Origin of the sequence: Pseudomonas sp. MWU12-2029, assembly GCF_023242425.1 — a bacterium.
Classification (GTDB): Bacteria; Pseudomonadota; Gammaproteobacteria; order Pseudomonadales; family Pseudomonadaceae; genus Aquipseudomonas; species Aquipseudomonas kribbensis.
In genome coordinates this window covers 791678-816300 of sequence record NZ_JALJDY010000001.1, presented here as the reverse complement: position 1 = coordinate 816300, position 24623 = coordinate 791678, and the positions used below count along the sequence as shown (strand labels likewise).

The 24623-nt window shown below is 59.9% G+C and carries 18 protein-coding genes and 1 pseudogene; 11 read left to right on the top strand and 8 right to left on the bottom strand.

The window, feature by feature from the left end:
• Positions 1–41 precede the first annotated feature (41 nt).
• Complete coding sequence (locus M5B44_RS03885; RefSeq protein WP_007957240.1) at positions 42–302, bottom strand: hypothetical protein; 261 nt, start codon at positions 300–302, stop codon at positions 42–44.
• The gene (locus tag M5B44_RS03880) at positions 299–2407 is read right to left on the bottom strand and encodes an S-type pyocin domain-containing protein (protein WP_248738282.1); all 2109 of its coding nucleotides are present in this window, start codon (positions 2405–2407) and stop codon (positions 299–301) included. Before M5B44_RS03880 ends, M5B44_RS03885 begins: the two co-directional genes overlap by 4 nt.
• A gap of 156 nt (positions 2408–2563) precedes the next feature.
• Between M5B44_RS03880 and M5B44_RS03875 the strand changes: the two genes are divergently transcribed.
• The 5 genes from M5B44_RS03875 (at position 2564) to M5B44_RS03855 (ending at position 12515) form a co-directional block, all read left to right on the top strand.
• Entirely contained in the window at positions 2564–2785 is a 222-nt protein-coding gene (locus M5B44_RS03875) for a hypothetical protein (RefSeq protein WP_248738281.1), read from the top strand.
• A 248-nt stretch (positions 2786–3033) separates the two neighbouring features.
• A complete protein-coding gene (locus tag M5B44_RS03870; protein WP_248738280.1) occupies positions 3034–4827 on the top strand; it encodes a DUF1302 domain-containing protein in 1794 nt (597 codons plus the stop codon).
• A gap of 23 nt (positions 4828–4850) precedes the next feature.
• Positions 4851–6218, top strand: coding sequence for a DUF1329 domain-containing protein (locus M5B44_RS03865; RefSeq protein ID WP_412546956.1), 1368 nt, complete (start codon positions 4851–4853; stop codon positions 6216–6218).
• Positions 6219–6357: 139 nt separating this feature from the next.
• Positions 6358–8904: a helix-turn-helix transcriptional regulator gene (locus tag M5B44_RS03860; protein ID WP_248738278.1), complete on the top strand. Its 2547-nt coding sequence runs from the start codon at positions 6358–6360 to the stop codon at positions 8902–8904.
• Positions 8905–9065: 161 nt separating this feature from the next.
• A complete protein-coding gene (locus tag M5B44_RS03855) occupies positions 9066–12515 on the top strand; it encodes a dermonecrotic toxin domain-containing protein (protein ID WP_248738277.1) in 3450 nt (1149 codons plus the stop codon).
• A gap of 12 nt (positions 12516–12527) precedes the next feature.
• On the opposite strand, the gene M5B44_RS03850 is transcribed toward M5B44_RS03855, so the two are convergent.
• Entirely contained in the window at positions 12528–13310 is a 783-nt protein-coding gene (locus M5B44_RS03850) for an IclR family transcriptional regulator (RefSeq protein ID WP_248738276.1), read from the bottom strand.
• A gap of 163 nt (positions 13311–13473) precedes the next feature.
• On the opposite strand from M5B44_RS03850, the gene hmgA reads away from it, so the two are divergent.
• The 4 genes from hmgA to M5B44_RS03830 all read left to right on the top strand — a co-directional run bounded on the left by hmgA (position 13474) and on the right by M5B44_RS03830 (position 18195).
• Positions 13474–14769 (top strand): homogentisate 1,2-dioxygenase, encoded by a 1296-nt coding sequence (gene hmgA, locus M5B44_RS03845; RefSeq protein WP_248738275.1) that lies wholly within the window; start codon positions 13474–13476, stop codon positions 14767–14769.
• Positions 14770–14772: 3 nt separating this feature from the next.
• A complete protein-coding gene (fahA, locus tag M5B44_RS03840) occupies positions 14773–16077 on the top strand; it encodes a fumarylacetoacetase (protein ID WP_248738274.1) in 1305 nt (434 codons plus the stop codon).
• 12 nt (positions 16078–16089) lie between these two features.
• Positions 16090–16728 carry a maleylacetoacetate isomerase gene (gene maiA / locus M5B44_RS03835; RefSeq protein ID WP_248738273.1) on the top strand — a complete coding sequence of 213 codons (639 nt, stop codon included), beginning with the start codon at positions 16090–16092 and terminating at the stop codon, positions 16726–16728.
• A gap of 81 nt (positions 16729–16809) precedes the next feature.
• The gene (locus M5B44_RS03830; RefSeq protein ID WP_248738272.1) at positions 16810–18195 is read left to right on the top strand and encodes an MFS transporter; all 1386 of its coding nucleotides are present in this window, start codon (positions 16810–16812) and stop codon (positions 18193–18195) included.
• Here the strand turns inward: M5B44_RS03830 and M5B44_RS03825 are convergent.
• A complete protein-coding gene (locus M5B44_RS03825) occupies positions 18119–18922 on the bottom strand; it encodes a SirB1 family protein (RefSeq protein ID WP_085711737.1) in 804 nt (267 codons plus the stop codon). The two genes, M5B44_RS03830 and M5B44_RS03825, sit on opposite strands and share 77 nt — an antisense overlap.
• A gap of 184 nt (positions 18923–19106) precedes the next feature.
• Between M5B44_RS03825 and M5B44_RS03820 the strand changes: the two genes are divergently transcribed.
• On the top strand, positions 19107–20126 hold the full coding sequence (locus M5B44_RS03820) for a Glu/Leu/Phe/Val dehydrogenase family protein (RefSeq protein ID WP_085711736.1): 1020 nt from the start codon (positions 19107–19109) through the stop codon (positions 20124–20126).
• 167 nt (positions 20127–20293) lie between these two features.
• On the opposite strand, the pseudogene M5B44_RS03815 reads toward M5B44_RS03820, so the two are convergent.
• Positions 20294–20551 (bottom strand): annotated as a pseudogene (locus tag M5B44_RS03815) (YebG family protein); the annotation flags it as partial.
• 293 nt (positions 20552–20844) lie between these two features.
• On the opposite strand from M5B44_RS03815, the gene M5B44_RS03810 reads away from it, so the two are divergent.
• Positions 20845–21345 (top strand): phosphate-starvation-inducible protein PsiE, encoded by a 501-nt coding sequence (locus M5B44_RS03810; RefSeq protein WP_003221775.1) that lies wholly within the window; start codon positions 20845–20847, stop codon positions 21343–21345.
• On the opposite strand, the gene M5B44_RS03805 is transcribed toward M5B44_RS03810, so the two are convergent.
• From M5B44_RS03805 to M5B44_RS03795, 3 genes are all read right to left on the bottom strand, one after another.
• Entirely contained in the window at positions 21342–21659 is a 318-nt protein-coding gene (locus M5B44_RS03805) for a DUF3509 domain-containing protein (RefSeq protein WP_085729667.1), read from the bottom strand. The two genes, M5B44_RS03810 and M5B44_RS03805, sit on opposite strands and share 4 nt — an antisense overlap.
• 199 nt (positions 21660–21858) lie before the next feature.
• Positions 21859–23160 carry an HAAAP family serine/threonine permease gene (locus M5B44_RS03800; RefSeq protein ID WP_248738271.1) on the bottom strand — a complete coding sequence of 434 codons (1302 nt, stop codon included), beginning with the start codon at positions 23158–23160 and terminating at the stop codon, positions 21859–21861.
• Positions 23161–23223: 63 nt separating this feature from the next.
• Positions 23224–24600 carry an L-serine ammonia-lyase gene (locus M5B44_RS03795; RefSeq protein WP_248738270.1) on the bottom strand — a complete coding sequence of 459 codons (1377 nt, stop codon included), beginning with the start codon at positions 24598–24600 and terminating at the stop codon, positions 23224–23226.
• Positions 24601–24623 lie beyond the last annotated feature (23 nt).

The following is a 24623-nucleotide window of genomic DNA, read 5'->3' as shown; positions in this document are numbered from 1 at the left end:
CGAGCGGCCACCAGGTGAGAGCCTGGTGGCCGATTTGCCGATCAGGTGTATCTGTTTTCGATCATGAATTTTGGAGGGGACCAGTTCGGGCCTTTGATCGCCAGGCCGTGCTCTCCGAGAGCAAGTACCCCGGCGGCGAAGAGGCGGGAGTAGGCGTTTTCGAGTGCGCCATACTCTTTGAGGATGTCGCGGTTGTAGAGTCTGATCATCCTGTCCAGATGTGGATTTGCTTTGATCAAAGCGAACACTGCAACGATGTCATCAAGGGACTCGTTTTTTACGATTTGTTCGACAGTATTCATTTCCACATCTCCTTCAACAACCTTTGGTATTCGCGCTCTACTTGTTCTGCGTCGGCGGCCAGCGCTTCAGGTGTGTACAGCAGCGAAGCATCGTCTTTGAGTTTGAAGTCCTCCAGCGTTGCTGTGTGAACATTGTTCCACACAGGAGAGTTCGGATCAGGTCGTTCGTTATCTCCATATCCCAAGGCTCTGAATCTTTCTAGCTCTCTCAACTCATGAGTGTAGAAGCGCTTGTCTGTATCCGTTATCTCAATCTCTCCGCTGATGATTTTTTCCAAGCGATCAATCATTACCTTATTGGCGGCCGACTCAGGAAATCTTGAGATGTGTAGTCTCACAGTGCTTGCTCCTTCTGATGTTGCAGTTACAGGGGACCATTCCAAATCAAGAATTGGTCCACCGGTTTCCTCGGGGTTAAACGCGCGGCCGCTGTGCTCGCCACCTTCAACGCCTCCCTCATAGGGACTGCTGAAAACCACATACAACGGCGGTATTCCCGACTCAATCGGAAAGACCGTGATAAACCCGCCAAACCCATACCGATCCAGCTCGGGAAACGGATCGATCCGTCCTTCGTCTGGAACAACTTCAGCACCGTCGTAGACCGGAGGATCGGTATCGGCCAGCGGCAGGTTGGTGGAGGTGTCTTGTGGCTGTACCAACGGCGTCCAGGTCAGAGTGGGACCCTTGGTGTCGCTGGCGGTGGAAACGTAGACGTTTTTACTGGCGTCGAAGCGAGCGGCTCTCACGGGAACATGGGCGGGGACTGTCGCTCCGTCCGTCACTACTACGACAAATTCGACTTTGTCGCCCATCGTCGACGAGCCCAGCGTGACCGGCAGATTGACTGTTCCCCCGACGGCTGCCAGGTTTTGAAGATCTGCATTCAGATCCGGTGCAAGGTCTGACAGCGGAACGCTGGCCGAATACAGGTCGCTGTTACCCAGTTTCGAGGGCGCGAGCAAAGCGGCGAATCCGACGATCACCGGTGCCGCCGCTGTGGATATCCCCGTCAGCGCCAGGGACACCGCCGTTCGCAGCGACGTTCTGAGTGCCAGCGTAGTTGCCGGGTTGTTGCCAAAGACGCCAAGCGGCCCGGTAAAGGTGGGGCCGAATGCGGCCATTGATCCGGCATTGGCAAAAACTGGAGATTGTCCGTCCGGGGCGTTTTCCGCTTGCAGACGTGCCTGCTCGGCAGCAATCTGCTGTGCGATGGCTTCGGCGGTGATTTGCGCCTGCTCAGCAGCAAGCCTTTGCGCTTCAGCCAGCGCTGCAAGGCGCGCCTCTTCACGGGCCCGGATTTCCTCTTGTTCCTTTTGCTGCCGTGCTGCCTCTGCGAGTGCTTGCTGACGGTGTTGCTCGGCAGCGATTCGGGCTCGTTCGGCTGTTTGCCTGGCCAGCTCCCGGTCGTTGGCTTGGGAAGCGGCAAGCCAGGTGTAGTAGTTGGCGTTCTGTCTACTCAGAATGTCGATGGTCTGGGACAGCAGCCTCACTTCATGAGCCGCGCGATACGAAACGGTCCAAGCTTGTATGGCTATGCCATAAGGCTTGATCTGCGGCTCCATCTGCGAAGCCTTTTGGATAAACTCGGCCAGCGTTTTATTGGCAGGGTCACTGCCGAAGAACTGGTTAGCGATGGCGCTTTGTTGCTGAAGTACCGCAGTCTTGTGCGCAATCAACCTGTTGCGAATGTCCAGTTCGCGAATAACCGCTTGCGTGGGAGGTAGATAGTGATTGGAGCCCTCCTGCCGAATCGTCGCTAATTCATGTTCAATTGTTTGTGGTAATTGAGTCGTGCGAGTTTGATATTCACTTTCCAGAACACTGATATTTGATTGCATGGCGTGGGTGATCATTTGAACGGAATGGGCGGTCATTTGCATGACGTGCCCATGTCCAAACATCCCGCTGCCGTGAGGAATTCTGGGCGAATGGGATGGCGGCATAATGAACGTGTCGCGTGGTGCAATGCCTCGTATATGGACGGCGTCGTTAATACCTATTTCCAATCTTCCTGATGGAGGGTTTGCCATATTCATATCCTTTGAATAAGCAGGTTTGTAATAAGTCGGCGCAAAAATCTTAGTGCCGGCAAGCGTTTGCATGGCATTAAGTTACAGCAAGACGTCTTGGCTTGATTCTGATTAGGCTGTAGTTGATGGCGAATTAAACTGTATGAAATTTGAGCGGGTATTAAAAAGAATAGGTATTTCCCGTTTTAAAATGGAAATATCTGACAAGCTTTTCGGAATCTGCCATGAGTGAACGATGTGATCTTTTTCGCACGCATAAAAAAGGCCGCTGCAAACGCAGCGGCCAAGGTAAGACGTTGGATCAAGGAGCTACAAATCAACGTCAGTGAACACCTGGGCGATGGAGCGAAGAACGCTTCAATCCATCAGAAATCGGTTGCCGACGACTCGGTCGCGGACTTTTGCTTCGTGGCGGTCTGCCGTGAAAGCCCGCTCAGAATAAGCGCCTGAGGCCAAAGGAAAAATAGCGATTCTGGACATGCACTGTTACGGGGCATGTAACAGTGGGGTGCTCCGAGGTGGGGATCATCCGTTGTGTTGATCATGGGTTATCCAGCCGGTTCATGTCCTGCGCAAAGCCCCGTCCCAGGTAGGGATTCATCCTTTCGAGCGACAGCGCGAATACCTCCTTGGTGCGCTTATCGTCCCCGTGTGGCGGCAGTAGGGTGGGGCCTTCTGTCACTCACCGGGGAAGACGCATGACAAAAACAACAATGCGCGCCATCTTCAAACCGCAGGCGCTGGCCGCTGCGGTGGCCTTGGGTTGCTGGGCCCAGGCTCATGCCGTGGATTTCAACATCGGTGAAATCGAAGGCACGTTCGACTCGTCGCTGTCGGTCGGCGCGAGCTGGGGCATGCGCGATGCCGACAAGTCGCTGGTCGGCACGGTCAATGGCGGTACGGGCCAGTCTTCGACCGGTGATGACGGGCGCCTGAACTTCAAGAAGGGCGAGACGTTTTCCAAGATCTTCAAGGGCATCCACGACCTTGAGTTGAAGTACGGCGACACCGGTGTGTTTGTGCGTGGCAAGTACTGGTACGACTTCGAACTCAAGGACGAAGACCGCGAGTTCAAGCCGATCAGCGACAAGGGCCGCAAGGAAGGCGCCAAGTCTTCCGGCGGGCAGATTCTCGATGCGTTCGTCTATCACAACTACTCCATTGCCGATCTGCCGGGCACCGTGCGCGCCGGCAAGCAGGTGGTGAGCTGGGGCGAAAGTACCTTCATCGGCAACTCGATCAACAGCATCAACCCGATCGACGTCTCGGCGTTCCGCCGGCCCGGTGCCGAGATCAAGGAAGGCCTGATTCCGGTGAACATGCTGTTCGGCTCGCAAAGCCTGACTGACAAGCTCTCGGTCGAAGGCTTCTATCAGCTGGAGTGGGACCAGACCGTTCTCGACAACTGCGGGACCTTCTTCGGTGTCGACGTGGCGGCGGATGGTTGCAACAACGGTTACACCGTCGGCAGTCCGGCGATTGCTCCGCTGGCGCCGCTGGCCGCTGCCTTCGGGCAACCCATCCAGGTCACTCGCGAAGGCGTGGTCGTGCCTCGTGGCGGTGATCGCGATGCGCGGGACTCCGGGCAGTGGGGGACGGCGTTGCGCTGGCTCGGCGACGATACCGAATATGGCCTGTACTTCATGAATTACCACAGCCGCACACCCACGGTCGGCACCACCACCGCCGGGCTGTCGACCCTGTCGGCACTGCCGGGGATGGTCAGCACCGCCAACCGCCTGGCCCCCGGCAGCGGTTCCGGCCTGGCGCAAAGCGTGATGCTCGGTCGCGGTCAGTACTACCTCGAATACCCGGAAGACATCCGCCTCTATGGCGCGAGTTTCGCCACCACATTGCCCACCGGCACCGCGTGGACCGGCGAGCTCAGCTACCGGCCCAACGCCCCGGTGCAGGTCAACACCAACGACTTGACGCTGGCACTGCTCAATCCGATTGCCGGCGGCACTGCATCGCCGCTGAGCACCTCGCCGGGTGCGGACAACAAAGGCTATCGGCGCAAGGAGGTGACGCAGGTCCAGAGCACCCTCACGCACTTCTTCGATCAGGTGCTGGGTGCCGAACGCCTGACCGTGGTCGGTGAGGCGGCGGTGGTCCGGGTCGGTGGTCTGGAGTCGCGCAGCAAGCTGCGTTACGGCCGCGACTCGGTGTACGGCCAGTACGGTTTCGGCGGTGACACCGGTGGTTTCGTCACTTCGACTTCCTGGGGCTATCGCGCCCGGGCCATCCTCGACTACGCCAACGTGATCGGCGGGATCAACCTCAAACCCAACCTGTCCTGGTCCCACGACGTTTCCGGTTACGGCCCCAACGGGTTGTTCAACGAAGGCGCCAAGGCCATCAGCGTCGGCGTCGATGCCGACTACCGCAACACCTACACCGCCAGCCTCAGTTACACCGATTTTTTTGGCGGCGACTACAACGTCCTCACCGACCGTGACTTCGTGGCCCTGAGCTTCGGCGTGAACTTCTGATCTGCCCGAGAAGGATGAAATCCATGCGCAAGATGATTCTGCAATGCGGTGTCCTGGCCTTGAGTCTGCTGGCCGCCAACGTGATCGCGGCGGTGTCGCCGCAAGAGGCCGACAAGCTCGGTACCAGCCTGACGCCGCTTGGCGCCGAGAAGGCCGGTAACGCCGACGGTTCGATTCCGGCCTGGACCGGCGGCATTCCAAAAAACGCCGGGGCGGTGGACAGCAAGGGCTTTCTTGCCGACCCGTTCGCCAATGAAAAACCGCTGTTCACCATCACAGCCGCCAACGTCGACCAGTACAAGGGCAAACTCTCCGAAGGGCAGGTGGCGATGTTCAAGCGCTACCCGGAAACCTACAGGATTCCGGTCTACCCGACCCACCGCACCGTCGCCGTGCCACCGGAAATCTACGAATCGGCCAAGCGCAGCGCGTTGAACGTGACCACGATCAACGACGGCAACGGCCTGGCCAATTTCACCGGCAATCGCTACTACGCCTTCCCGATTCCGAAGAACGGCGTCGAGGTACTTTGGAACCACATCACCCGTTATCACGGCGGCAATCTGCGGCGGATCATCACCCAGGTGACACCGCAGACCAATGGCAGCTACACGCCGATCCGCTTCGAGGAAGAGATCGCTGTGCCGCAGTTGATGAAGGACCTGGACCCGCAGCAGGCGGCCAACGTGCTGACTTTCTTCAAGCAGTCGGTGACCGCGCCGGCGCGCCTGGCCGGCAACGTGCTGTTGGTGCACGAAACCCTCGATCAGGTGAAGGAGCCGCGTCTGGCGTGGATCTACAACGCCGGCCAGCGTCGGGTTCGCCGTGCGCCGCAGGTGGCGTATGACGGGCCTGGCACTGCGGCGGATGGCCTGCGGACTTCGGACAACTTCGACATGTTCTCCGGCGCGCCGGATCGTTACGACTGGAAGCTGATCGGCAAGAAGGAAATGTACATTCCGTACAACAGCTACAAACTCGATTCGCCGAAGCTCAAGTACGACGACATCGTCAAGGCCGGGCACATCAATCAGGACCTGACCCGCTATGAATTGCATCGCGTCTGGGAAGTGATCGGTACGGTCAAGCCGAGCGAGCGACACATCTACGCCAAGCGCCACATGTACATCGACGAGGACAGCTGGCAGGTGGCACTGGTTGATCACTACGATGGTCGCGGGCAGCTGTGGCGGGTGGCCGAGGGGCATGCCCAGTACTACTACGATCACCAGGCTCAGGCCTACACGCTGGAAGCGCTCTACGACATCATCGCCGGTCGCTACATCGCCCTTGGGATGAAGAACGAAGAGAAGCACAGTTTCGAATTCGGCTTCGAAGCCAAGGTCGCCGACTTCACCCCTTCAGCCTTGCGTGCCGAGGGCGTGCGCTAGGGTTTTCGATACACCGGCAAGACAAAAGGCGACCGGGTGGTCGCCTTTTTTATGGGCTGCGATCAGCGTACTGAATACTCGTCAACAAGCGTCGGGGAGAGGGCTAGGGTGAGCGTACAACGATAAAAAGGCGCACCCGATGACCGCCATGACACCCTGTCTGGATAGACCGGATTTTCTCCCGAGACTGTCTCCCCATCATCTGCCACGCCCGCGCCTTTACGAGGCACTGCTCGGCTCGGCGGCTCGGGTCAAACTGATCTGCGCGCCGGCCGGCAGCGGTAAAACCGCGCTACTCACCGAGTGCCTGCTGCAGGCTCCGGTCAATTGCACCGTCTGCTGGTTGCCGTTGGCAGGGGCGTCCTTGAGCGTCGGCGAGTTTTGCGAACGGCTTGCGCGTTCGATGGGACTGACTGCCTCGGACGAGGCTTCGCTGCTTTATGAACTGGCACGACGGTCCTCGGCAATCTGGGTGTTGATCGACGATTACTGCCGGAGTCCGGAACCTGCGCTGGATGCATTGCTCGACCGGATGCTGGCGATCAGTAGCCCGGCCCTGACGTGGTGGATCGGCACGCGGCGGCGTCCACTCTGCAACTGGCCGCGCCTGCTGCTGGATGACGCACTGTACGAATGTGAAGGCGCGACGCTGGCGCTGACCAGGGAAGAAATCGCACAAGTGTTGCGCCACTTGCCGCCAGCCCAGGCCGTTAGCGTCGCTGCTCGCATCCATCAGCGCAGCGGCGGCTGGTGTGCCGGGGTACGGATGCTGATGATGCAAAAATGCGACTGGTCGCAGAGGACCTTGCCGCAGCAACGCATGGACACCTTGCTCGACTATCTGCAACACGAGCTGTTCAGCGGCCTGAGCCCGGAGCTGGCCGAAGCCTGGCGGGTGCTGGCGCATTTGCCGCGCTTCAATGCCAGCCTGTGCGATCACCTGTTCGGTGCCGGGGACGGGGCGCAATGGATGCGCAGTCTGCAAACCCTCGGGTGTTTCATCGAACCCTGGCATGGATCTTCGGACTGGTTGCAGGTATGTGCTCCACTGTCGCGTTTGATGCGTGACGAACCGTGGCCTGCCGGGCGTTCCTGGCATCGCCGGGCCTGTCAGTGGTTTGCTGCCGGGCAGCATTGGAAATGCGCCTTCGAGCAGGCGTTGCTGGCCGAAGAGTACGAGGTCGCGGTGAGTCTGTTGCAACACTTCAGTTTCGAGCATCTGTTCGAGGAACAGACGGTCGTGCTGTTGCTGCGTCTTTATGAGCAACGCGGCGAGGAACTGTTGCTGGGTTCGGCGCAACTGGTCGGTCTGATCACGGCTGCTTTGTTGTTCGCCGGGCGCTTTGCCCAGGCGGCGGATTGCATCGGGCAACTGTCGCGTTTTTTGCCGCCACCGTCGGCTGGCCAGCAACGGCAATTGATCGCCCGTTGGCAGGCTCAGCAAGGCTGGCTGTTGCACCTGCAAGGGCGGATGGAGGAGGCGCGGGATCACTTTGAGCAAGCGTTGAGCGATCTGTCGCCGAAGGCCTGGACGGCGCGTCTGCTGTGCCTGTCGGGACGTACACAGCAGGCGTTGCTGTGCGGTGAGCTGGAGCTGGCTCATTCGATCAATCGTGAAGCCCTTTGCCTGGCCCGGGCAGAGGGTTCATTGCTGTTCGAGGCATTGCTGGAACTTGATCACGCCCAATTGCTGGAACAGCGAGGGGCGTCGGCCCGAGCCGAAGAACTGCTGGCCGGCCTTTGCGAAATACTCGGCTCGTCCGTCGAGCGACCGACGCCGCTGCTGGGGCGCATTGCCCTGCGTCGAGGGCGACTGGCGCTGAGCATGGGGCAACAGGAACGGGCGGCCGAGCACTTTCAGCAGGGACTCGACGACTGTCTGCGCAGCTTTGACAAGCGGGTGCTTTACGGCTTTCTCGGACAGGCGCAACTGGCCGCCGATCAGGGCGATTACCCACAGGCTTTCATGCGCCTGCGCGATGCTGAACGGTTGATGCAGCAGCGACAGATTCCGGACACGGTTTATCGCGGCGTCCTGTTGCAGGTCAGCAGCGAATTCTGGTTGCAACAAGGGCGGCCAGAACTGGCCCGGGAGGCCTTGACTCGGGTACTTCGGCACTATCGTGGCCCCCACGCACGACAGGCACCGCCGGCGACGCTGGAGCTTGTCCCGCGCATCGAGTGTTTGCTGATTCTGGCCGAGACCCGGTTGCATCAGGCACTGCAACCCATGGCGCGTCTGCAGTGCCTGTTCGAACAGGCTCAAGCCAATCGGATGATTGTTCTTGAAGCCGAGCTGTTACTGGCAATGGGTGAGGTGGCTTCGTTGCTCGATGAACGGGAATCGGCCCGACAGTATTTTGAAAGAGGCCGGACATTGGCCAGCCATTTCAATTTGTCGCGACTGTTGCTGAAGTTTGAAGAGCAAGTGTCGGATGCTTGGGTTGATTTGGCACAGGAAAAGAAACTTTCTGATGAAAGTGGCGATGAAAGTTCATTGAGTTTGCGAGAGTCTCAGGTTCTGGAGTTGATTGCTTCGGGAAATTCCAATCAACAAATAGCGGACAAGTTGTTCATCTCGTTGCATACGGTTAAAACTCATGTCCGGCGAATTCACGCCAAGTTGGGCGTGGAACGTCGGACGCATGCCGTGGCGCGTGCGAGAATACTGGGCTTGTGCAGTTAATTGTCAGTTAATAAAGTTGTAGGTCATGTTGAGGTTTTAAGGTTTTCAATACTTCGTAAAGTATGGTGGGTGTTTGTGTTGGTACTTTCAGGCTAGGTTAATTGCACGGTTCAGGTAATGTTGTATTGCCTGGTTGTAACGTGTATTTACGGAGTTTGTTTATGAGTGCCATGGAAAAGATTTCGTTTGAAACAGGTCTGAGTAAGGTTGATCAGGGTTTTGTAGAGTTTGAACGCATGCTGGGAGGGTTGCCTTCGTTCAAATCGCTTTTGCAGGAGGTGGTGTTAAAAGAACTTCAGAGATTGCTGCCGGACATTTACATCAGCAAGACTTACATCACGGCCCGAAGTCAGGAAATCGTCAATCCGCAACCGACCGGGCTGGTCATGGACGTATTCATGCAGTGCCTGGCGCTGGGCCGGGCACCTGTGTATGACGCCAGCCAATACGGCGTCTACGACTGGCGTGACTCCACGGATGAAGAGGATCTGATCCAGGGTCTGGATGTGGTTGCCGTCGGCTCGGTGATCGGCAATGTGTTGGGCTCGCTGGCACAAAAGTACCCGCCCTTGCTGGCGCAATACTGGGCCGCTTCTTCGGGCAAGGATGACAAGGGGCGCAAGCTGCCGTCGCGCAGCCGCCAGCTGCAGGATGCCTGTGCAGCGCTGTTCTGGCAGGAATTGAGTGCGACAGTGCAGTTGCAAGGCGTGCGGCCGGAAGTAGAGGAAAGTTTTGCCGTCTTCATAAGGGGCGCATCCATGACGCCGGCCTACAGCGTTTCTCTGCAACTGGAAAACGGCCGATTCGCGACGCTGACCGGTTGCTTTGTCACTTACCTCAATGGTCGATCGGTTTCTGAATTGGTACCGGGCGAGGACGATTGGGTCGTTCTTTTCACTCACGTGAACGGCCTGGAAACATTCCGTACATCGACCATGATGCAGCGTGTTCTGGAGCAGCGCCTGAGCAACCCGGACAGCCGGCTGCAACTGCTCAAGGGTGTTGCCCTGGAAGACGCCGCTCAGGTCAGGCATGTTCCGGACATCCGTTACCTGAACATTCAGGGAGAACTCTTTCACACCCTCACGGCCCAGTTGCTTGAAAAGCAGCAAAGAGACGTCACCTGGCACCTTCGCCAACTGGAAAAAACCGGCGTGGATCTGCAGGCCGTCATTCATTCCATCGAATCGGTGCATCGTCAGCAGACAGTGATCGATGTCGCCAGGGGACGCATTGCCCACCTCCTGGTCTTGATGAACAAAAAAAATCGGCCGCAATGGCTCAAGGATGTTCCCGCCACCCATCAGGAAGTTTTCGCCTCGATGGAAAAGGGATTGTTCAGAAGTCAGGTGGCATTGCATGAGTCGATGGGTGGGGTGTCTTCATTCCAGGAGTATGTGCGCGGTGTCGTCGAAACTCATATTTCCGCAGGCGATACGCAACGTGTTGATCCTGATGCGGTCTGGGTGACGGTGCAACATTCGCTGCCGATGGGCAGCCGGCGTATCGAGCATATCGAGCGTAAAACCCTGACCCAGCTGTTCATGTACGGCGTGCATGACAAGGGGGCTGCGTACTCGATCAAGTTCGAGGCGTTTCACAACAACCCGCGACTGACCGCGTCCAATATCGAACACGCCATCCGCCAGTTTGATCTGCGGGTGCAATACGCCAACGAACGCAATGACCGCTTTGGACGGGCGTCCGTCAGAGAAGCCATGCGCGAAGTGCTGGCGCAACAGATTGCCGTCAGCAACTTCGCCGCGATCCTGCAAAAACACATCAGCCCGCAGGCGCAGGATATGGTGCAGCGGTATTTGCTTGGGGACCCGGGAATGGAGGCTTCGGGTGTTGCTTTCCGGCGTTACTACAAACCGTTCAGGGACATGCTTGCCTTTCGTGCGAAAGACGCGGCGCCTGATCGCTCGAGGCATGTCCTGTATGCACCCGGTGGACCGACAGGGCAGCAGTGGTTCGAGTTCACCGATCTGACGGCACTGAAGCGACAGTTCATTGCCTGGGGATTCGAGCCGCGTGACCGTGACTTCCTGATCGGTCAGGCATTCAGTGAAGATCGTGCGGAATTCGAGAAGGACTACCTTTCCTTCAGCGAACCGGGCCCGGTATTCCAGCCATGGTGGTGGGAGGGCGTGACATTGGTGCAGTGGGCTCAAGGGCTGGATGATGGCCCGCTGATGGGGGCCGTCCACAGGATCATCGACTGGGAAGTCGCAGAGGAAAAAGTGGCCACACCTGTCTGGTACCGGAACGCGGCGGCACAGGATCGTGAGCTGCTCACCCGGCTGAATACGGAGTTCAAGGCAATCTACGAAGTGTCAAAAGATGAGCTGAATATCCCCACGATGGTGTCGTTTTCGCGAGACCTGGTGATGGAAAGGCTGAACAGTCATCTGCGACGGTCTGACCCGAAACACCCCCTGATCGATCCTGACCAAGTGAACGTCAAGGTGCGTGGACAAGACTGGATGACGCTCACCCAACTGTTCATTCAATGGCAGCTCTGGCCGAGCGATGGTCAGGTGGCATTTTCCTCCGGAAATGGTGCTTCACTGGGAGCCCTGAATGCGAGTGTTGTGGGATCCTTGATCAGCCTGAAACCGGCCATGGCGTATGAGTGGCATCTGGTTGACCATTTCGCCAACTCCCCGAAGCAGAGCCTGAAGGCGAAGCTCTTCTGCAAGGTCAAGCAAAACGAAATGCTCAAGGCTGCATTGACCCAAAAGATGCAGGGCTCCCTGTCCTCCGAGCAGTTCAATTGGCTGGCGGGATTGATTGAAGGGCTGGATCATGACCGCCCTCACGAGCTGGAACCGTTCAAACCCGGAACCACCCCGCAGGAAGGTATTTATACGCTGACCCTTGAGGGTCGACGCATCGAGGGTGCCTACACGTTCGGACGCCGTGTGGCGGGGAAGTTGCAACTGCTGGTCTACATTCCCAAGGCACCGGACGGTTTAAGCTTTCGCCCGCTCGAATCGCTGACGCTGGGACTCAAGGGCGGCAGTCTGGGCAATCACGTCATTGCACTGGCAAGGCTGGAGCACCGGGCTGTCGTGCAGAATTTCGTCACGCGTTGTCAGCAAGCTGCAAGCGCCCTCCCTGCACCTGCATTGAACAACAGTTACGCCGTGACTCATTTCAAGTTCGAGTTCGACAGCATGATTTCGCGGGTGCTCAGCGACGTCGATCATCAAACGACCACGCCTGCCGAACGTTTCTGGAACACGGTGCTGGTGGTCACGGAGCTGGCGGTGGATATCGTCTCGCTGTTTGTCCCGCCAGTGGGGCTGGTCGCCAGTATCGTACGGATCACACAGTCGATTGTTCAAGGCATCGTTGCCTACAGTCTGGGGGATGACGACGCAGGCAGGAATCATCTCGCCTCGGCCTGGAGAAGTTCCATTCTCCTGTATGTCGGTGTGATCGCGGGTGTTGGTGGATCGGTTTCGGCGGTGGACGCGTTGTCGCGGGTCAAGGATATTGCGGACATCGTATCGACCGCGACCGGCGTGCCGGTCGGGATCGGTTACATCACCGCAGCGGTTTCTCCCCATGTGATCGCGGACAGCAGAACCCACATTGTCGGCTGAACATTCAATCCATCAGGCGGGTTGATACCCCATCCGCCAACTCACGGCCCGCGTCGCCGCCAGCAACCGCTGGGCCGCCGGGCCGTTTTCGTCGGCGTGGAACAGCGACGTCGGGCCGACGATGGTCAATACCGCCGCGACCTGCCCGAGGGCGTTGAACACCGGTGCCGAGAGGGCGTCGACACCGGGCATCAGCAAACCGTGCACATGATGCAGGCCGCGTTCGCGGATCTGTTCGCACAACGCCGCATAGGCCTTCTCGTCCGCCAGCGGATGGCCGCCGCCGGCGATTTCCTGTTCGCGTAATTCGTCGGTTTCCCGGTGTGGCAGATAGGCGCCGAACACCAGGCCTGTCGAAGAACTGAGCAGTGGCAGCACCGAGCCAAGTTGCGTCACCACGGTTACCGCGCGCACCGCCGGCTCGATGTGCACCACGGTCGCGCCCTGATTGCCCCACACCGCCAGGAAACAGGTTTCGTTGAGTTCGTCGCGCAGTTCGGCCAGCGGCAGGGCGGCGACTTTCAGTACGTCCATACTGTTGAGAGCAGCCAGGCCCACGCGCAGCGCTTCACGGCCGAGGCCGTAGTGGTTGGTGGCGGTGTTCTGTTCGGCGAAACCACTGGCGATCAAGGCCTGCAGATAGCGATGTACCTTGCTCGCCGGCATCTGCACATGTTCGGCCAGGCGCGACAGCGAAGTGGACGGCGACAACTCGGCCAGGGCCTTGAGGATGTCGGTGCCGACTTCGGCGGAGCGGACTTTCTGTTTGCCGTTGCTGTCGCTGGTTTTTTCCATGGTGCTGCCGTGTCCCGGAACGAATGGGCGTCTTTATAGCTTGACGCTGGATAGCGAGCAAATTACGTTATGCGTAATTGAATTACGATAAAAATAACCCCGGCGTGCCAAGACCTCTGACCCAGAGCGTCCGGCCATGCCGACTCCCTGTTCAGGAGGCTCCATGAACCTCGATTCAGCCCTGGCTTACCAGTCCGGTTTCGGCAACGAATTCAGCTCCGAAGCATTGCCCGGCGCACTGCCCGTCGGCCAGAACTCCCCGCAGAAAGCCCCGTACGGCCTGTACACCGAACTGTTCTCCGGCACCGCGTTCACCATGACCCGCAGCGAAGCGCGGCGCACCTGGATGTACCGGATCCAGCCGTCGGCCAATCATCCGGCATTCGCCAAACTGGAGCGGCAACTGGCCGGTGGTCCGTTGGGTGAAGTCACCCCCAATCGCCTGCGCTGGAACCCGCTGGAAATCCCGGCCGAACCGACCGATTTCATCGACGGTCTGGTGAGCATGGCGGCGAACTCCGGCGCCGACAAACCGGCCGGCATCAGCATCTACCACTACTGCGCCAACCGTTCGATGGAGCGGGTGTTCTTCAACGCCGACGGCGAGCTGCTGCTGGTGCCGCAAATGGGGCGTCTGCGTATCGCCACCGAACTGGGTGTGCTGGACGTGGCGCCGCTGGAAATCGCCGTGTTGCCACGGGGCCTGAAATTCCGCGTCGAACTGCTAGATCCGCAAGCGCGCGGTTATGTCGCCGAGAACCATGGTGCGCCGCTGCGCCTGCCGGATCTGGGGCCGATCGGCAGCAATGGCCTGGCCAATCCACGGGACTTCCTGACCCCGGTCGCCGCCTACGAAAACCTGCAACAACCGACCACCCTGGTGCAGAAATTCCTCGGCCAGTTGTGGGGCACCGAACTCAATCACTCGCCGCTGAACGTGGTCGCCTGGCACGGCAACAACGTGCCGTACAAATATGACCTGCGCCGTTTCAACACCATCGGCACCGTCAGTTTCGATCACCCGGACCCGTCGATCTTCACCGTGCTGACCTCGCCGACCAGCGTCCACGGTCTGGCCAATCTCGACTTCGTGATCTTCCCGCCTCGCTGGATGGTGGCCGAGAACACCTTCCGTCCGCCGTGGTTCCACCGCAACCTGATGAACGAATTCATGGGCCTGATCCAGGGCGAGTACGACGCCAAGGCCGAAGGCTTCGTGCCCGGCGGCGCATCGCTGCACAGTTGCATGAGCGCCCACGGCCCGGACGGCGAGACCTGTACCAAAGCCATCAACGCGGACCTCAAACCGGCGAAGATCGACAACACCATGGCCTTCATGTTCGAGACCAGCCAGGTGCTGCGCCCAAGCCGCTTCGCCCTCGACTGCCCGCAACTGCAATCCACTTACGACGCCTGCTGGGCCACCCTGCCCGCCACGTTCGACCCGACCCGGAGATAACCAATGACTCAGAATTCCATCACCCGCAGTTGGGTCGCTTCGGCCAACGGCCACACCGATTTCCCGTTGCAGAACCTGCCGCTGGGCGTGTTCAGCATCGACGGTTCGGCGCCGCGCGCGGGCGTTGCGATTGGCGAACACATCTTCGATCTGCAGGTTGCGCTGGAGGCCGGGCTGTTCGACGGCGTTGCGCGCAGTGCAGTTGAAGCCATGCACGGCGGTCAGTTGAACGCTTTCTTCGAACTCGGCCGCGACGCCCGCGTTGCCCTGCGCGAACGTCTGCTGGAGCTGTTCAGCGAAGGCAGCACCCATCGCGGCAACATTGAAGCCCAGGGCGCAAAACTGCTGCCGTTGGCTGCCGATTGCCAGCTGCATCTGCCGGCGCGCATCAGTGACTACACCGACTTCTACGTCGGCATCGAACACGCGCAGAACGTCGGCAAACTGTTCCGCCCGGACAACCCGCTGCTGCCGAACTACAAACACGTGCCGATCGGCTACCACGGTCGTGCGTCCACTGTGCGTGCTTCCGGTGCCGACGTGCGCCGTCCGAAAGGCCAGACCCTGCCGGCCGGTGCGACCGAGCCGACCTTCGGCCCATGTGCGCGGCTGGACTATGAACTGGAACTGGGGATCTGGATCGGTCAGGGCAACGAGATGGGTGAGCCGATTGCCATCGGTGATGCCGCCGAACACATTGCCGGTTTCTGCCTGCTCAATGACTGGTCGGCCCGTGACATCCAGGCGTGGGAATACCAGCCGCTCGGCCCGTTCCTGTCCAAGAGCTTCATCACCAGCGTCTCGCCATGGGTGGTGACTGCCGAAGCGCTGGCGCCATTCCGTACCGCGCAACCGGCGCGTCCGCAAGGCGATCCACAGCCGCTGCCGTACCTGCTCGACAAGCGTGATCAGGATGGTGGTGGTTTCGATATCGAGCTGGAAGTGCTGCTGCTCACCGAGAAGATGCGCGAGCAGAACCTGCCGGCCCATCGCCTGACCCTGAGCAACACCCGCTACATGTACTGGACCGTTGCACAAATGGTCGCGCATCACAGTGTCAACGGCTGCCAGTTGCAGGCCGGTGACCTGTTCGGTTCGGGCACGTTGTCCGGCCCTGAAAACGGTCAGTTCGGCAGCCTGCTGGAAATCACCGAGGGCGGCAAAAAGCCGATCGAACTGGCGTCCGGTGAAGTGCGCAAGTTCCTTGAAGACGGCGACGAAATCATCCTGCGCGCTCGCTGCGCCCGCGAAGGTTTTGCCTCCATCGGTTTCGGCGAATGCCGTGGCACCGTGCTGGCGGCGCGCTGACAGGAGCGGCTCATGGATCTCTATACCTATTACCGTTCCACCTCGTCGTATCGGGTACGGATCGCGCTGGCGCTCAAAGGCCTCGACTACCAGGCGTTGCCGGTCAACCTGATCGCACCGCCCGGTGGCGAACATCGACAACCGGCGTATCTGGCGATCAATCCCCAGGGGCGAGTGCCGGCGCTGCGCACTGATGACGGCAAGTTGCTGATTCAGTCGCCAGCGATCATCGAGTACCTGGAAGAACGTTATCCACAGGTGCCATTGCTGCCAGAGGATCTCGTTGCCCGTGCCCAGGTGCGCGGCGTGGCGGCGGTGATTGGCTGCGACGTGCATCCGCTGCACAACGTCAGTGTGCTCAATCGCCTGCGTCAGTTGGGCCATGATGAATCGCAGGTGACCGAGTGGATCGGCCACTGGATCAGTCAGGGGCTGGCGACGGTGGAGCAGTTGATCGGCGACAGCGGTTTCTGTTTCGGCGAGTGGCCGTGCGTGGCTGACGTGTACCTCATTCCGCAGTTGTACGCGGCCGAGCGTTTTAACGTTTCGCTTGAGGCGTATCCAAGGATCCGTCGGGTGGCCGCGTTGGCCGCTGAACATCCGGCGTTCATTGCGGCGCATCCGGCGAACCAGCCGGACACGCCGAAGTAGCATTTGATGGTTCCCGTGCAGCGCACGGGAGCCATTCCGGTTACCCGAAAAAAATCATAAAAACAAAACAGGTACCTTGCGATGCACAACCAGATTGCCAGCTTCCGCGCGGCACTCGACGCCCGTCCTGTGTCCCGCTTTCAGTGGTTGCTCCTGATTCTTCTCGCCTTGCTGCTGGTCACCGACGGCTATGACGCTCAGGTACTTGGTTACGTGGTGCCGGCGCTGGCGCAGGACTGGGGCCTGGAAAAGTCGGCGTTCGGCCCGGTGTTCAGCGCCAACCTGCTCGGCCTGACGCTTGGCTCGCTCGCCGTGACGCCGCTGGCCGACCGTTTCGGCGTGCGGCGGATTCTGCTCGCCTGTGTACTGATCTACGCCAGCCTCACCGTGCTGATGGTGTTCGCCGATTCCCTGAACACCCTGATGATCGCGCGCTTCATTTGCGGCATCGGCATGGGCGGCGCAATGCCCAGCGCCATGGCGTTGATGTCGGAATATTCGCCACCGCGCCTGCGTACGCTGATGGTGACGCTGGCGGCGTGCGGTTTCTCTTTCGGCGGGGCGGCGGGTGGTTTTGTCGCGGCCGGGTTCATTGATCGATTCGGCTGGCAAGCGGTGTTCCTCGCCGGCGGTGTCACGCCGCTGCTGTTGTTCCCGTTTCTCTGGTGGATGTTGCCGGAATCCTTGCCACGACTGCTGCGTGACGCACCGCCGTATGCGCGCCTGCGCAAGGTCACCGCGCGAATGCTGCCGGACTGGCAACCGCCCGCCGCATCGGTCGAGCAGAACGAGCGGGAGCAGGGCAGCAAACTGACCGTGGTGGAATTGTTCCGCAATGGTTACGCACGCCCGACCTTGCTGATCTGGGCGACGTTTTTCGTCAGCCTGATCCTGCTGTATTTCATGATCAGCTGGCTGCCGTCGCTGCTGCTGGAAAGTGGCCTGAAACTCAATGAGGCGAACCTGGTGACGTCGATGTTCCTGTTCGCCGGTACGCTGGGCGCGATCTGCATGGCGTGGTTCGCCGACCGTTTGAAAAGCAAAGTGCGTCTGCTATCCGGGGTACTGGCCGGCGCGGCGCTGTGCACGATTCTGTTGGGTCTGAATCACGACAATTCGCGTTATCTGGTGGCCTGTGTGTTTGCGGCGGGGTTCTGCATCATCGGTGGCCAACTGACGCTGAATGCTTTCGCCAGCAATTTCTATCCGGCCCATGTGCGCGCCACCGGCACTGGCTGGGCGCTGGGAGTAGGGCGCTTCGGGTCGATTCTCGGGCCGCTGTTCGGCAGCCTGTTGCTGGCGATGCACATTCCGGTGGAGCAGATTTTCTTCTTCTGCGCGATTCCGGCCGTGATCGCGGCGTTGCTGATCATTCAGGTGCGTTCGCCGGTCAGTGCACCACCGAATTGGGCGGCAGATGCCCCAGCCGCTCCGTCAGGCGAAGCCGCTGAATCGGGTCGTCACTGAGCAGCAGCGCGTGTTCCAGGTCGAAGCGCTCTGCGTTCGGGCAGTCCAGCCGCTGATACAGGCTGGCTCGGGCCAGGTAGTCGGCGACGCTGGCATTGCCCAGTTCGAGCACGCGTTCGGCATCGATCAGCGCCGCGATGTAGTCATCGTGGGTCAAATGCAACTGACGCAGATTGCGTGACAGACGTTGCAGCATTTGCAGCGGCGTGGCGGTCAGCAGGTGGTCGGCCTTGAGTTGCATCTGGTGGCCGTATTGGCGATGCAGCAGTTCGCGACAATCGTTCGGATACAGGCGCCGTCCACCGCAGGGATCAAGCAGGTGATCGGCTCCGGGAACCTTCAGCAGGAAATGTCCGGGGAAGTTCACGCCCACCAGCGGAATCTCCAGGCCTCGGGCCAGTTCCAGGGCAATCAGCGCCAGGGCCAGGGGTTGACCGCGGCGGGTCTGTAACACCTTGTTCAGCAGCGCGGCCTGCGGGCGCACTGGCGCAAAATCGTCTTGCGCGAAGCCCAGCTCGACCATGCGCCGCAGCAACGGTTGCGCCAGCTCGCTGACCGGCAACAACGGCAAACCAAAGCTGACCCGTTGTTGCAGCTCGATGAAGTCCTGCAACAGCGCATCGGGATCGACGTGCTTATCGTGCTCGGCGGCCATCCACAACGCTGCCTCCAGCAGCGCAGGCGGTGAACGGTGCAGACACTCGAAAAAACGTTGGCGCGGACTCATCAAAATCTCCGGAGAATGCCTCGTTTTAGCCCCGTCTCTGTCATTCGTCCAGTACCGCGCCGCTCTGCCATCGGGTTATGCCGCAACGCATTGGTCGCTGTCGGGCCTTATTCCCGTGTGCTTCAGCAATTTTTGGGCGCAAGCCTATACTGGCGACTACCAGAAGTGATTCGGGAGCCTGCCGATGTTCGCTCTCATGCAAAGCACTCGCCTGGAATCGCTGCACCTTAGCGTTGATCCGGTCTCCGGATTGAAGGCGGTCATTGCCATCCATAACAGTCGCCTCGGGCCAGCCCTGGGCGGGTGTCGTTATCTTGCCTATCCTAATGACGAGTCCGCTGTCGCGGACGCCATACGCCTGGCCCAAGGCATGAGCTATAAAGCGGCGCTGGCCGGTCTGGCCCAGGGCGGCGGCGTCGCCGTGATCGTGCGGCCGGCCCATGTGGAAAACCGTGGCGCGCTGTTCGAAGCGTTCGGTCGTTGCATCGATCAACTCGACGGCCGCTACATCACCGCCATCGACAGCGGCACTTCGGTGGCAGACATGGACTGCATCGCCCAGCAGACCCAGCATGTCACTAGCACCACTTCCGCAGGCGATCCGGCGCCCCATGCCGCGATGGGCGTGTTTACCGGGATTCGCGCTACGGCCATGGCGCGGTTGGGCAGCGACAACCTCGAAGGCTTGCGCGTGGCGATTCAGGGGTTGGGCAATGTCGGTTACGCACTGGCCGAACAACTGCATGCCGCCGGCGCCGAACTGCTGGTCAGCGACATCGACCACGGCAAGGTGCAACTGGCGATGGAACAGCTCAATGCTCATCCGATTGCCAACGACGCGCTGCTCAGCACACCGTGCGACATTCTTGCGCCGTGCGGTTTGGGCGGTGTGCTCAACAGCCACACCGTCACCCAGTTGCGCTGCTCGGCGGTGGCAGGCTCGGCCAACAATCAACTGACCCATCTGGACGTCGCCGATCAACTGGAGCGGCGGGGCATCCTGTATGCACCGGACTACGTGATCAATGCCGGCGGCCTGATCTACGTTTCCCTCAAGCATCGAGGCGAAGAGCTGACGACCATCACCGCGCACCTGTCGAAGATCAGTTCGCGGCTGACCGAAGTCTTCGCTCACGCCCAGGCGGAAAAACGTTCACCCGCGCGGGTGGCGGACGAGCTGGCGGAGAAGGTGTTGTATCGCTGAGATTTGTCCGGGCATGAAAAAGCCCCTGAGTCATTCAACTCAGGGGCTATTCAATTCAGAGGCTTCAATTCAGGTGTCGATTACTTCGCAGCCTTCGCCGCCTTGGCGGGCTTGGCCGGGGCTTCTGCCGGTTCGGCCACGTCTGCGGTTTCGGTCGCCACAACCGGTGCCGCCGGTGCGTTGATCAGCTCCGACAGTGCATCAGGCTGGCTCTTGAACGCCCGGGCAAACACATCGCGGTTCTTCGCCATGTAGATCCCGACTTCTTCCACTTGCTGCTCGCTCAACGAAGGAACGGCTTTTTCCAGCACTTCGGCCAACAGTTCGGCCAGTTCGAGCATTTTGTCATGACGGTCAGCTTCGGCTTTATCCATGAACAAGCGCTCCAGATCTCGGCTGCTGCGGTATACCACTTCGACGGCCATTCACCACCTCACATGCCTTCACATTAAGTTGTCTTTGCGACTACTGTATCTATATACAGCGAAAAGGATAAGCGAATCCCTGCGCTTTGGGTAGTGGCTTTTTAATGTAGACCGGATTCGGAGTTTGTCAGCCTGACGCCTGTGCACAGGTGCGACCAAACGCCACGGCGCGGGTTTCGCGGCGCCTCGCCATGATGGCGTGGCCTCTTTTCTGCATGCATCTGTGTACGTGCGCAATAACCGTCACGTCCAGCACGCAACATCCGCTCGAACCGGGCTAAGGAACCTTCATCGTGAAAATCAACTGGGCCGAGAAACTGCGGCAAAACGTGCATCAACTGGCCGAGTCCCTGGGCAACCTGTTCGTCGAGACCTTCCACTACCTGGCGCTGTTCGCCATTGGTGCGGTGACCGCCTGGGCGGCGGTGATGGAATTTCTCGGGATGCTCGAGGAAGGGCACATCAAGATCGATGACATTCTGTTGCTGTTCATCTATCTGGAACTGGGGGCGATGGTCGGGATTTATTTCAAGACCAACCACATGCCGGTGCGCTTCCTGATCTACGTGGCGATCACCGCACTGACGCGCCTGCTGATCTCCAACGTCTCGCACCACAACCCGCCGGACATGGGCATCATCTACCTGTGCGGCGGGATTCTGCTGCTGGCGTTTTCGATCCTGGTGGTGCGTTACGCCTCGTCGCAATTCCCTTCGGTGAAAATCGAGAAGCCGCAACGCAAGCTCGGTGCGGGCTCCGGTGAACATCCCGAGATCGAGAAGGGCGAGCTTTAAAGCCCGATCGAGGGTCGATGCTGGCCCTTGATCTGCCGCGGTGGCGGGGTGAGCCCGTCGCCGCGGGTCATGGCTTCGAGGATCGCCATGGCGCTGTGGCCCTGTTCGATGGCGATGCCGAATTGAATGCTTTGCACCAAGCGTTTGAGGCGTTTGGGGTCGTTGCGCTGTTCGGCGCTGATCATCCGTTTGGCGACGATCCGGCCACTGTTGGAAAGGGTCAGCATGATGCTGCCGTCGAGGCCCTGAATGCTCAGGTTGATCTGATAGTCCGGCGCGAAAGCATCGGTAATGATCTGAAAAGGATTGTCCATGATGCGTCACCGCCTGATTGAACGTGCAGTTGTTGACCGGCCTTGATCGGGTTGGTTCGCCAAACCTGACCGTCGGCCCTTCCGTGGTCCTGTCTCCTTCAGCGATGTAGCAAGGGACATGCCGGGAATATTGTCGAACAATGAAACCGGCCAAAAAGAAGGCGAGCCCATGGCTCGCCTTCTTCGTTTGCGGCCCGTTTCAGGGCAGAACCGAGTAGATGATCGCCGACAGTGCAATCAGGCCTATCAGCACCACGAACACGTTGGATACCTGGCCCGAATACTGGCGCAAGGCTGGCACGCGGCGGATCGCGTACATCGGCATCAGGAACAACAGGCAGGCAATCACCGGCCCGCCGAGGGTTTCGATCATGCCGAGGATGCTCGGGTTGAAGGTCGCGACGGCCCAGCAGCTGAGGATCATGAACAGCGCAGTCGCACGGTTCAGCCAGCTCGCCGACATCACCCGACCACGGCCACGCAGGCTTTTGACGATCATGCCCTGGAAGCCTTCGCTGGCGCCGATGTAGTGGCCGAGGAAGGATTTGGTGATCGCCACCAGCGCAATCAGCGGCGCGGCGTAAGCGATGACCGGAGTCTGGAAGTGGTTGGCCAGATACGACAGGATCGAAATGTTCTGCGCCTTGGCCGCTGCCAGGTCCGCCGGCGACAGCGCCAGCACGCAGCTGAAGCAGAAGAACATCACCGTCACCACCATCATGCCGTGGGCCATGGCGAGGATGCCGCTGCTCTTGCGTTCGGCCTGGTCGCCGTAGCGCTGTTTCTGCTTGACGGCGAACGCGGAAATGATCGGCGAATGGTTGAACGAGAACACCATCACCGGGATCGCCAGCCACAGGGTCTTGAGGAACACCGACATTTCCATCGGTTCTTGAGCACTGGCGAAGAATGCGCCGTTCCAGTTCGGAATCAGGCTGATGCCGAGCAGCAGCAACGCGGCGACGAACGGATACACCAGCACGCTCATGGCTTTGACGATGACGCTTTGACCGCAACGCACAATGGCCATCAGACCGAGGATCAGGGCCAGCGACAGCACCGCGCGCGGAGGTGGGGCGATGTGCAACTGATGTTCGAGAAAGCTGCTCAGGGTGTTGGTCAGCGCCACGCTGTACACCAGCAGGATCGGGAAGATCGCGAAGAAATACAGCAGCGTGATCAGTTTGCCGGCACCGACACCGAAGTGTTCTTCCACCACTTCGGTGATGTCACCGGAACGGCCCGACAGCACAAAGCGGGTCAGGCCCCGGTGCGCGAAGAAGGTCATCGGGAACGCCAGCACCGCCAGGATCAGCAACGGCCAGAAGCCGCCGACACCGGCGTTGATCGGCAGGAACAGCGTACCGGCACCGATGGCGGTGCCGTACAGGCCGAGCATCCAGGTGGTGTCGAATTTGCTCCAGCCCTTGTGGGCGGTTTCGTTATTGCGTGTGCGGTCTACAGCAGGATTTTCGGCAGCAGGTGTGCGTACATCGGTCATCGTTTTTGCCTCGTTATTATTCTTGCTCGGGCTCACGTGTTACAGGCGGTCAGGGAGCGCTCCTCAGCACTCCACCCAGCTCACGGCCAGGCCGCCCCGTGAAGTCTCTTTGTATTTGTCATGCATGTCGGCGCCGGTATCGCGCATGGTGCGGATCACCCGGTCGAGGGAGATGAAGTGTTTGCCATCGCCGCGCAGGGCCATTTGCGTAGCGTTGATCGCCTTCACAGCAGCGATGGCGTTGCGCTCGATGCAGGGCACCTGCACGAGGCCGCCGACCGGGTCGCAGGTCAGGCCGAGGTTGTGCTCCAGGCCGATTTCGGCGGCGTTTTCCAGTTGCTCCGGCGTGGCTCCCAGAACATCGGCGAGGCCCGCAGCGGCCATCGCACAAGCGGAGCCGACTTCGCCCTGGCAGCCGACTTCGGCGCCGGAGATCGAGGCGTTTTTCTTGCACAGGATGCCGACGGCGGCCGCGCCCAGAAAGAATGCGACCACGTCATCGTCCGACGCGTCCGGATTGAATTTCATGTAGTAGTGCAGGACGGCCGGGATGATCCCGGCGGCACCGTTGGTCGGCGCGGTGACCATGCGCCCGCCGGCGGCGTTCTCTTCGTTGACGGCGAGGGCGAACAGGTTGACCCACTCCATCGCCGACAGGGTCGAACTGATGACGTTCGGTTTGCCGATTTCCAGCAGGCTGCGGTGCAGTTTCGCTGCACGACGCGGAACATTCAGACCACCGGGCAAGACGCCTTCGTGACGCAAACCTTGCTCGACGCACTCGCGCATTACCGACCAGATATGCAGCAGGCCCTGACGGATCTCGGCGTCGCTGCGCCAGGCCCGTTCGTTGGCCATCATCAGTTCGGAGACCCGCAGGTTGTGCTGCTTGCACAGCGCCAGCAGTTCGACGGCGCTGGAAAAGTCGTAGGGCAACTTGACGTCACCGGCCGGTGCTACGCCGGATTCGGCTTCGGCCGCTTCGATGATGAAACCGCCGCCGACCGAGTAGTACGTTTGCGTGAACAGCTCGGCAGATTCGCCAAAGGCTGTCAGCGACATGGCGTTGGGGTGGTAGGGCAGGCTCTCGTCCAGCAGCAGGAGATCGTGTTGCCAGTTGAAGGCAATGTCTCTCTGCCCGGCGAGGCAGAGTTGGCCGGTTTCCCGTAGTTGCTGGATGCGCGGGTCGATGGTCGACGGATCGATGCTGTCCGGCCATTCGCCCATCAGGCCCATGACCGTTGCACGGTCGGTGGCGTGACCGACGCCGGTGGCCGATAGCGAGCCGTATAAACGGATTTCCACCCGCTGCACGTCGAGCAGCAAATGCTGATCGATCAGGGCTTGGGCGAAGGTTGCGGCGGCGCGCATCGGGCCGACGGTGTGGGAACTGGACGGACCGATGCCGACTTTGAATAGATCGAAAACACTGATAGCCATGCTAAAGCCTTACAAGCAATGGA

Bases quoted from the DNA above. Each gene is read 5' to 3' on its own strand.
- M5B44_RS03795 (WP_248738270.1), bottom strand. From the start codon at position 24,600: ATGGCTATCAGTGTTTTCGATCTATTCAAAGTCGGCATCGGTCCGTCC.
- M5B44_RS03860 (WP_248738278.1), top strand. From the start codon at position 6,358: ATGACCGCCATGACACCCTGTCTGGATAGACCGGATTTTCTCCCGAGA.
- M5B44_RS03805 (WP_085729667.1), bottom strand. From the start codon at position 21,659: ATGGACAATCCTTTTCAGATCATTACCGATGCTTTCGCGCCGGACTAT.
- M5B44_RS03820 (WP_085711736.1), top strand. From the start codon at position 19,107: ATGTTCGCTCTCATGCAAAGCACTCGCCTGGAATCGCTGCACCTTAGC.
- hmgA (WP_248738275.1), top strand. From the start codon at position 13,474: ATGAACCTCGATTCAGCCCTGGCTTACCAGTCCGGTTTCGGCAACGAA.
- M5B44_RS03880 (WP_248738282.1), bottom strand. From the start codon at position 2,407: ATGCAAACGCTTGCCGGCACTAAGATTTTTGCGCCGACTTATTACAAA.
- fahA (WP_248738274.1), top strand. From the start codon at position 14,773: ATGACTCAGAATTCCATCACCCGCAGTTGGGTCGCTTCGGCCAACGGC.
- M5B44_RS03865 (WP_412546956.1), top strand. From the start codon at position 4,851: ATGCGCAAGATGATTCTGCAATGCGGTGTCCTGGCCTTGAGTCTGCTG.
- M5B44_RS03825 (WP_085711737.1), bottom strand. From the start codon at position 18,922: ATGAGTCCGCGCCAACGTTTTTTCGAGTGTCTGCACCGTTCACCGCCT.
- M5B44_RS03830 (WP_248738272.1), top strand. From the start codon at position 16,810: ATGCACAACCAGATTGCCAGCTTCCGCGCGGCACTCGACGCCCGTCCT.
- M5B44_RS03885 (WP_007957240.1), bottom strand. From the start codon at position 302: ATGAATACTGTCGAACAAATCGTAAAAAACGAGTCCCTTGATGACATC.
- M5B44_RS03855 (WP_248738277.1), top strand. From the start codon at position 9,066: ATGAGTGCCATGGAAAAGATTTCGTTTGAAACAGGTCTGAGTAAGGTT.
- M5B44_RS03870 (WP_248738280.1), top strand. From the start codon at position 3,034: ATGACAAAAACAACAATGCGCGCCATCTTCAAACCGCAGGCGCTGGCC.
- M5B44_RS03850 (WP_248738276.1), bottom strand. From the start codon at position 13,310: ATGGAAAAAACCAGCGACAGCAACGGCAAACAGAAAGTCCGCTCCGCC.
- maiA (WP_248738273.1), top strand. From the start codon at position 16,090: ATGGATCTCTATACCTATTACCGTTCCACCTCGTCGTATCGGGTACGG.
- M5B44_RS03800 (WP_248738271.1), bottom strand. From the start codon at position 23,160: ATGACCGATGTACGCACACCTGCTGCCGAAAATCCTGCTGTAGACCGC.